1 protein-coding gene is annotated in these 366 nt (G+C 32.8%); it reads left to right on the top strand.

The annotated features are described in order from the left end of the window. A partial coding sequence (locus BW716_RS37425; protein ID WP_220388953.1) for a hypothetical protein occupies positions 1 to 366 on the top strand: 366 nt, incomplete at both ends.

Genomic DNA, 366 nt, shown 5'->3' with positions numbered 1-366 from the left:
GGAAGTGCAAATGCAAATAATAATATTGCAGGATGGAATTATTTTGCCAATCTGAATAATGGTTCACACCAAACTACTGATGATTCATCTTTTAATGTGAATGCATCGCTGAATTACAAAGTAGCTGCAGTTAAAGGTTTATCTTTTAAAGCGACTTTTGCAAGAACTAAAAATTCTACCTATTCTGAGCAAATTCAATTACCATACGACCTGGCAAGAATTACAAATTATCAATTACAGGATAATCATCTTGCTAGTGCAGCCTATCCTAGTGCTACTATTAAAAATCCAGAGGTAGGTGGTATTATTGACTATGCTATAGAAACCAACGTTAGAAATGCAAGGGTATATTATAATAGTAATTTT

It is taken from the genome of [Flexibacter] sp. ATCC 35208 (genome assembly GCF_001975825.1).
GTDB lineage: Bacteria > Bacteroidota > Bacteroidia > Chitinophagales > Chitinophagaceae > Chitinophaga.
The sequence above is the reverse complement of the archived record's forward strand: the minus strand, read 5'-3'. Positions and strand labels throughout refer to the sequence as shown.